Annotated in this window: 7 protein-coding genes; 4 read left to right on the plus strand and 3 right to left on the minus strand. The window is 73.3% G+C overall.

The features are described 5' to 3' along the window. The 4 genes from IG94_RS0130990 to IG94_RS0131000 form a co-directional block, all read left to right on the plus strand. Positions 1 to 709: DUF5753 domain-containing protein (locus IG94_RS0130990; protein WP_031044814.1), on the plus strand; the 709-nt coding region annotated here is incomplete at its 5' end. Next, positions 706 to 906 carry a DUF397 domain-containing protein gene (locus tag IG94_RS40940; protein ID WP_078892485.1) on the plus strand — a complete coding sequence of 67 codons (201 nt, stop codon included), beginning with the start codon at positions 706 to 708 and terminating at the stop codon, positions 904 to 906. The genes IG94_RS0130990 and IG94_RS40940, both read left to right, overlap by 4 nt. A gap of 135 nt (positions 907 to 1,041) precedes the next feature. Continuing rightward, positions 1,042 to 2,553, plus strand: coding sequence for an SWIM zinc finger family protein (locus IG94_RS0130995; protein WP_107060751.1), 1,512 nt, complete (start codon positions 1,042 to 1,044; stop codon positions 2,551 to 2,553). Further along, on the plus strand, positions 2,550 to 5,249 hold the full coding sequence (locus IG94_RS0131000) for a hypothetical protein (protein WP_031044821.1): 2,700 nt from the start codon (positions 2,550 to 2,552) through the stop codon (positions 5,247 to 5,249). The genes IG94_RS0130995 and IG94_RS0131000 overlap by 4 nt, the downstream gene beginning before the upstream one ends. A gap of 70 nt (positions 5,250 to 5,319) precedes the next feature. On the opposite strand, the gene IG94_RS0131005 is transcribed toward IG94_RS0131000, so the two are convergent. From IG94_RS0131005 to IG94_RS0131015, 3 genes are all read right to left on the minus strand, one after another. Next, positions 5,320 to 6,063, minus strand: a complete 744-nt coding sequence (locus IG94_RS0131005) for an SRPBCC family protein (protein ID WP_031044823.1) — start codon at positions 6,061 to 6,063, stop codon at positions 5,320 to 5,322. Between the two features lie 63 nt (positions 6,064 to 6,126). After that, the gene (locus IG94_RS0131010) at positions 6,127 to 7,374 is read right to left on the minus strand and encodes a cytochrome P450 (protein WP_031044826.1); all 1,248 of its coding nucleotides are present in this window, start codon (positions 7,372 to 7,374) and stop codon (positions 6,127 to 6,129) included. Positions 7,375 to 7,385: 11 nt separating this feature from the next. Next, entirely contained in the window at positions 7,386 to 7,601 is a 216-nt protein-coding gene (locus IG94_RS0131015) for an MbtH family protein (RefSeq protein ID WP_031044831.1), read from the minus strand. Position 7,602 lies beyond the last annotated feature (1 nt).

Here is a 7,602-nt window from a genome sequence, read left to right on the forward strand (position 1 = left end):
GACGATCTCCTCCGTCGAGCGTGCGCGGCGGACGCCTCAGCCCGAACTGCTGGTCGCGGTGGACGCGTTGCTGGAGTGCGGGGGCCTGCTGGCATCGGCCGCCGAGGATGTGGAGCGGGCGAAGACCCGGCGCAGGGTGCGGCATCCGGAGTGGTTCCGGGACTATGCCCGGTTGGAGACGGAGGCGGTGGAACTGCATTACTACGGCGCCTTGTCACTGCCCGGTCTTCTTCAAACCGCCGGGCACGCACGGGCCGTGTTCACCAGCCGACGCCCCCTGCTTGACGAGGAGACCATCGAGCAGCGCGCAGCCGCCCGGCTGGCTCGTCAGGAAATCCTCACTCGATGGCCGTACCCACTCGTGACGTTCACCATCGAGGAGTCGGTGCTGCAACGGCCCGTCGGCGGCCAGGACGTCCACCGGGAGCAGTTGCAACGACTGATTCGGGTGGCTTCGCTCCGGAACGTGGAGTTGCAGGTCATGCCCACTGACCGGGCGGACCATCCGAGCTTGGGCGGCCCCTTCACCTTGCTCACGTCGAAGGGGAAGCCCCAGGTCGGGTATCTGGAAGTGCAGAACGTCAGCAAGCTGGTGACCGACCTGGAAGAGGTCCGTATGCTGGCCGCGCGCTATGGCAGCATCCGCGCTCAGGCTCTCACTCCACGCGAGTCCCTGACCCTGATCGACAAGTTGCTGGGAGATCAATGAGCACCGAACAGCCCACTCGGCTCAGCTGGTTCAAGAGCACCTACAGCAGTGGCGAAGGCGGCGAATGCGTAGAAGTCGCCCCCGGTTCCACCGCCATACACGTCCGGGACTCCAAGGAACCCGGCGGACCCCAGCTCGCGTTCCCGCGGAGCGCGTGGTCCGGGTTCCTCTCGGACCTCGGGCGCGGCCGAATCTGACGCTTTCGCGGCCCTCCCCGTACCCCCGGGGAGGGCCGCGATCCCGCGTCCGCGCCGATCAAATGCGGCGGCGGCCCGCCAGAGGGGGACGGTCGCGAACGGCTCGTTGTCACCGGTGCCCCCTAGTCTTCCGGCGTGACGCAGTCCTACACCTACTTACAGGCGTCCGCCGTGCGGGATTCGCCGGCCGGGCGCGGCCTCGCACTGGAGACCTCCGGCGGGGCGACGCCCGCCGGCGAGGCGGACAGTCCGCGGTTCTTCGACGGATTCCTCACCTCGCCGACCGCCGCGGCCACGGCGCTGCTGGCCGTCGCCGACGTGGCGGCCACCCACCACTACCGGCCGCAGTCGTCCACCTTCCTGGACCCGGTGGTGACGGCCGGCGGCGACCGGCTGCGGATGGAGGCTTTCTCCGGCTGCTGCGGCGTCCACGCCCGGCTCGACGTGCTCGCCCCCGGCCTCGACGGCGGCGACATCGGCCACGGCACCACCAACGTCGACATCAACACGCCGCTGCGCCGGGCCCTCGCCAGGCTCGGCGGTCTCGACCCGCTGCGCCTGCGGGTGGGCCCGGAGGAGCTTGAGGCGCGGACCTTCGACGGCCGGTTCGTGGAGAAGAAGGTGCCGCTGCCCGAACGCTGGCTGCGCGGCTTCGCCGAGGCCCAGATCGTCGCGGCGGGCCTGGTGCCGCGCGCCGAGATCCCGGCCCCCCAGGCCGCTGCCCTGCTGCGCTCGCTGCCGCGGCCGACCCTGCGCTCCGGTCCGCGCACGACGCGCTGGGTGGTGCCCGAGGGGCGCACCCTGCGCCCGGTCACCAGACCGTGTCCCGGCGGCGTGTGCCTGCCGGGGGCCGAGCGGCTGCTGACGCTGGGCCGGGTACTGCGGCACGCGACGACGGTCCGGATCTACGGCCCTGCGGCCGAGGACGCCGGGAGCGGCGGGGGCACGCCCGTCGCCTGGGAGGCCGTGCTGCCGGGCATGCGGCTGACGCTGTTGCTCTCCCCGCACGCCTCGCGGGGTTTCTCCGGTGAGGGCGGTGCCCTCACCGACCTGGCCACGGGAACGGCGGACCGGGACGCGGAGCGGGTGGCCGGACTGCTGGCCTGGGAGCCGACGATCGACGTGGCCGAGATGTCCGTGCTGTGCGGTCTGCCGCCCCAGCGGGTGCGCGCCGCGCTGACGGTGCTGGGGGCCTCCGGGCTGATCGGCTACGACCTCGCGGAGGGGGCGTACTTCCACCGGCACCTCCCCTTCTCCACGAGCGCCGCCGAGAACCGCAACCCCCGGCTGCGCGGAGCCCGGGCCCTGGTCGCCGACGGCGCGGTCCGCACCGACGGCGCGCTGACGTGGGTGGGTGAGGGCGACCACCGGCACCTGGTCCGCACCGATGACGCGGGGCGGGCGACCTGCACCTGTCTGTGGTGGGCGAAGTACCGGGGCGGACGCGGACCGTGCAAGCACGTCCTCGCCACCCGGATCGTCTGCGACGCAGCGGCGCACCCGCCTGATCCGTACGCCTCCGACGGGCACGGGCGGACGTACGCCCCAGCCCCGCACGTACCTGGCACGCCCACACCTGTGCCGAACGCATCGGTCCCGAACGCCCCTGACACGTACGCACCTGACACGAAGGAGTCGGCACGGTGAATCTGCTCGAACTGGCGGAGGCCGGCGATGTCCCTGGAGTCCTGCGGGCACTGAGCGAGCTGACGACGGACCAGCGCGCCGACCACGCTCCGGCCCTGGCGGCCCACTTCGCCGCCCTGGAGGCCCAGGAGTGGCGGACGCTCGCCGAGGAGCGGAGGGTCGCCCTCTCCACGGCCCGCCTGGGATGCCAGGTCACCCCGCCGACGGCGGCGGATTGCATCCTGAGCCCCGGTTTCCGGGCGGCGTTCTCCGCCGACTGGATGGTGGACGTCTTGGAGCTGCATCCGGCCGCGTGGCAGGCCGAGGTGGTCGCGCGGATCGACGAGCGGGCGACCGGGACCGTCATGGACGGCGACAGGTACGCCATCATCGATTACCTGGTCCGGGTGACCGGCTGCCCGGCGCCCACCGCCACCACCTACCTCAACTCCTGGATCCGCTACTGGGACCACTCCGCCCTGAGGACCGGGAAGCGGTCGGAACTGCCGCGCTACGGGGACATGGCGCGGATCCTGCGCGACCACCACTGCGCCGCCACGTTCCTCCCGCTGATCCTGGAGCGGCCGGACGTGCAACTGCCCCCGGTGAGCGTGCTGATGGAGCTGGCCGACGAGGGCCTGCTGGACCGCGCGGCCCTCGTCCACCGCGTCCTCACCGAGATGGCCGACCTCCACCCGGCGCACGCCCTGCGGAACCTGGAGGCGCTCCGCCTCACCCCCGAGGAGCACGCGCGGACGTCACCCGAACGTGTCGCCCTGCTCGAACCTCTCCTCATACGCGTACTCCAGGACGGCACCCGCAAGGAGATCACCCCGCACCTGGCGCTCCTGCGCGGCCTCGGCCTCTCGGCACGGGAGCAGGTGTCCTTCCTCCGGGACCACGTCGCGATGCTCGACCTGTCGCTGCCGGTGGCCGAGTACGGCCAGCAGGTGCTCGTCGCGCTCGACGAGGCGGGTCTCCTGGAGGACGACGTCCTGGCCGAGTCGTGCGAGCGCGTCCTGGCACGCCCCGAGAAGAAGCTGGTACGGGCCCAGTTCTCCTGGCTGGACCGAGCGGCCCGACGGGACCCCGGCCGGGCTGCCGGGGTCGTGACCGGCGTGGCGCTCGCCTTCCAGCACCCGGACATCGCCCTGCGGGAGCGCGCGCTGACCGTGGCCGCCCGCCATCTCAGAGCCGCGGGCGAGGCCGTACTGCCCGAACTGCGCGTGGCCGCCGCGTCCCTGGGCCCGGGCCTCACCGCACGCGCCGAGGAGCTGTTCGGCCCGCCACCGGGGGACGACGGCACCGCCGGGCGGTCCACCGAGGCCCCGCCGGCCGCGCCGTTCGCGGACGTGCTGCCCGCCGTGCCCGTACCCGCGCCGGTACGTCCGGTAGGGGCGGCCGCCGAGGTCGCCACGGAGGTCGCCGCCGTCCTCGCCGACCCCGACGCCGTGGTGTCGTTCGAACGAGCGCTGGACGGGCTGGTCCGACACGCCCGCCTCGATCGGGCCATCCTGTCCGAGACGCTCGGCCCGGTCGTACGCAGGGAGCCGAACCTCTCCGGCCTCTACGGGCCGAGCGACCTGTACGACGTCGCCGCGGCGGTACGGGGGGACGAGCCGAGGGAATGGCACATCCACCTGCGCGAGGCACAGCCCGCGTTCCAGGGGTCCCACGTGGTCCCGGGCGGCGCCCCGGCCGAGGCGATGCTCAAGGCACGGCTCACCGAGGCCATCGACCTGATCGAGGCCGGCACCCAGCCGTTCCTGCTGGCGCTGCCGACCGACACCACCGGCGCGATCGACGCGGCCGTCCTGGTCGAGCGGATCGCGGAGCTGGAGGGCCTGGGCGTCGTACCGGTGCCGGCCGACCTCGGCCAGGCCGTGCTGCGCGTCACGCCGGCCCCGGACGGACCGGTTCGACGCGCGGCGGAGGACCTGCGATCGGACGCCGGGCGGCTTCTGGCCCGGTGGCTCGCCGAGGGCGGCCTCCCGCACCAGGACTCGACCCCGCCGGACTGGCCCGTCGACGACCCGCTGAGCGCCGCCCCCGGGTGGTGGCACTCGGTGCATCCCCGGTCGGAGCACGACGCTCCGCTGCCGCCGCTGCTCCAGTCGCTGCCGCCGGTCGCCGCGATGCTGGTGAGCGGCCACAAGGAGAAGACGTGGCCGTACCACACGGTTGCCGCGCCGTTCTGGGCGGCGCAGCTGCCGCACCACCGCGACGAGGTGGCCGCCCGCTTGCCGTACCTGCCGACGGAGTCCTTCTTCCCGCTCCTCGTGGAGTCCGGCGGCCCCGCGGGGTTCGCGACGCACTGGCACATCGGCGACCAGCTGAGGCGCTCCGGGGGCACCGTGGTGGACGCCCTGCTGACCCTCGCCGCGCAGGGACAGTTGGACAGCACGTTGCTGGCGGGCCAGTTGCAGGCGCGCATGCGCCACGGTCTGCTCCCGGTGGGCCGGGCCGTCGCGGGACTGCGCGCCGCGGCAGAGACGGGCGCCTGGGCGACCGTGTGGTCGATCGTTGAGGCCGTGCTGCCCGCGCTGTTGCGGGGCACTCCGGTGCGGGGTGCCGCGGAACTGCTGGCGTTCGCCACCGAGTGCGCCGGGCGGTGCGGAGCCAAGGGCGCCGTCCCGGAGGTCGACGCATTGGCCGCACGCCCCGCGTCCAGCAAGACGGTGAAGAACGCCCGGCATCTGCGGGAGGTACTGCGCTGAGTCGGCGTCCCGGGCCGCCGCCCTCACAGCGGCGACCCGGGAACCCCCGGAGACCCGGCGAGGCCGAGGTTCAGGCGCCGCCCAGCCAGGCGTTCCAGGCCTTGGTGGCCGGCTCCTCCTGGGCGTCCTCGGCGAACAGGTGGTGGGCCAGCCAGATCGGGACGTTCCAGGTGCTGCCGTTGAAGAAGCGGTACAGGGCGTCCGGGCCGCGCAGGCCGACGAAGTCGGGGTCCAGCCAGTCGACGACCAGGTCCGTCGGGCCGCCGTCCGTTCCGGGGACGTCGAGGGAGAGCCGGTCTCCGACGGCCGAGGTGTCCCGGAGGCCGAGGCGGCGGCGCAGTACGGCGAAGTCGGCGGGGTCGTCGGTGGGCTCGGGGCGGGATGCCTTGACGTAGACGGCGGGGCGGCCGGCGAAGTGGCTCAGGTACGCGGCGAGGGAGTGCTGGTAGAAGTCGACGTGCTTCTCGGCCGCGTCCGTCTTGGCGTCCCACTGCCAGGTGTCGTCGACGGTGCCCGTGTGCACCCAGTGGATGCCCATGTGCAGGCGGCTCGTGCCGTCGTCGGCCGGTTCGACGCGGTAGGTGAGGGTGTTGGAGAATCCGTCGCCCTGCGCCGCCCGCACCGCGAAGTGGCTCGGCGGCTCCCACGCCACGACGGTGCCGTCACCGCGCGTCACCTTTCCGCCGACGCGCGGCTCGACCTCCATCGGGTACAGCCAGCCGAGGTTGCCGGCGCCGGTGGCGACCGCGTCCCAGACCCGTTCGGGGGCGGCGGGCAGGTCCTGTTCCCTGCGGACCTCGAACTCTCGCGCCATGGTCGGTGTCTCCTTCATCGTCGTTCAGGCGTACAGGCGTTCAGGGGTTCATGCGGTCATGGGTCAGTAGGTGACCGGCAGTGCCGTGAGCCGCCGCTGCAGCGGGTTGGGGCGCCAGTCGAGGGCCGCCTCGTCGGTCAGGCGCAGGTGCGGCAGCCGGCGGGCCAGGGTGCCGACGGCCACCTCCGCCTGGAGCTTGGCCAGCGGGCCCCCGAGGCAGAAGTGGGGGCCGTTGCCGAAGCTGAGGGTCCGGTTGCCGGGGCGGGTCAGGTCGAGCCGGTCGGGATCGTGGAAGCGCTCGGGGTCCCGGTTGGTGGCGGCGAGGACGAGGTAGGCCAGCTCGCCCTCGCGCAGGGTGCGACCGCCGATCGTGAGGTCCTCGGCGACGACCCGGACGATCGCCTGGGTCGGTGTGTCGTAGCGGGCGAGTTCCTCCACGGCGGGGCGGGCCAGCGCCGGATCGGCGCGCAGCCGGGCCAGTTGGGCGGGGTGGCGCAGCAGGGCGAGCATGCCGTTGCCGACCAGGTGGGTGGTGGTCTCGTCGCCCGCGGTGATCAGGACGAAGCAGGTCGACAGCAGCTCGGAGTCGGTGAGCCGGTCGTCCTTGGCCTGGGTGGCGACCAGGGCGCTGATCAGGTCGTCACCGGGGTCGGCCCGGCGGCGGCGGACGAGCCGGGCGAGGTACTCCTCGTACTGCTCGATCGCCGCCTCGGACGCGTCGATGTCCTCGCTCAGCCGGCCGAAGCGGCGGAACCAGGTCTTGACCTGTGGGAGGTCTTCGTCCGGGATGCCGAAGAGCTCGCAGACGACCGCCATCGGCAGGGGGGAGGCGACCGCCTCGACCAGGTCCATGGTGGGCCCGGCCGCGACCGCCTCGTCGATGAGCCCGTCGACGATCCCCTGGACGCGGTGGCGCAGGGACTCGACGCGCCGGGCGGTGAAGGCGCGGTTGGCCAGCTTGCGCAGCCGGGCGTGGTCGGGCGGGTCGGTGTTGCTCATCACCCGGCCGAGCCGGTCGGTGAGCCGGCTCAGGGCCTTCAGGTCGCCGCCGAGCGCGGTGTAGGCCCGGGTCATCCTGTCCCGGTCGTTGGAGAGCCGCAGGTCGCCCAGGGCCGCCTCGACGTCGGAGTACCGGGTGAGGTACCAGATGCCCTGGGCGCTGCGGTGGACCGGGTCCTCGCGCCGCATGCGGGCGTAGAACGGGTAAGGGTCGCGCCGGGCCTCCTGCGTGAGCAGGGCCGCGGCGAGGTCCTCGGGCCGGGCGGGGCCCGCGCTGTCGCGGGCCCCCTCGGTGGTTGCGGTCGGGTTCACTGCGGACCGCGCTAACGCTGGGCGTTCATGGCGTCGGCGAGGCTCCTGGGCCGCATGTCGGTCCAGGACTGCTCGACGTACTCCAGGCAGGCGGCATGGGTGTCGGGTCCGTGGACGGCGGTCCAGCCGGCGGGGACGTCGGCGAACTGCGGCCACAGCGAGTGCTGGTTCTCGTCGTTGACGAGTACGAGGAAGGTGCCGTCCTGGTCCTCGAACGGGTTGGTCATG

The organism is Streptomyces olivaceus, from assembly GCF_000721235.1.
GTDB classification, from domain to species: Bacteria; Actinomycetota; Actinomycetes; order Streptomycetales; family Streptomycetaceae; genus Streptomyces; species Streptomyces olivaceus.

Bases quoted from the DNA above. Each gene is read 5' to 3' on its own strand.
- IG94_RS40940 (WP_078892485.1), top strand. From the start codon at position 706: ATGAGCACCGAACAGCCCACTCGGCTCAGCTGGTTCAAGAGCACCTAC.
- IG94_RS0131005 (WP_031044823.1), bottom strand. From the start codon at position 6,063: ATGGCGCGAGAGTTCGAGGTCCGCAGGGAACAGGACCTGCCCGCCGCC.
- IG94_RS0131015 (WP_031044831.1), bottom strand. From the start codon at position 7,601: ATGACCAACCCGTTCGAGGACCAGGACGGCACCTTCCTCGTACTCGTC.